The sequence below is a fragment of the Tatumella sp. JGM94 genome (assembly GCF_018257595.1).
Lineage (GTDB): Bacteria > Pseudomonadota > Gammaproteobacteria > Enterobacterales > Enterobacteriaceae > Tatumella > Tatumella punctata.
Genome location: NZ_JAERJN010000033.1, coordinates 226 through 431, shown reverse-complemented (window position 1 = coordinate 431; position 206 = coordinate 226).

Sequence of the window (206 nt, the reverse complement as noted above, 5' to 3'; positions counted from 1 at the left end):
GTCTGTAGTAAAAGAGGATGAGAACCTTCGGGTGAGGAAAGACCAGAGGGCGCTGGTCTTTGGATCTGCGCCTGGTGCGTAGCCTTTTACCTCCGGATTACGGTTCCCGGCATAAACGTCCGGCTCTGAGCATCTTCCTTCCGCCATCAGTGGCGGAGTTTCAGCAGCCGCACTGCGGCGGACGGGTTAAGGCCCGTGGGCGCGGG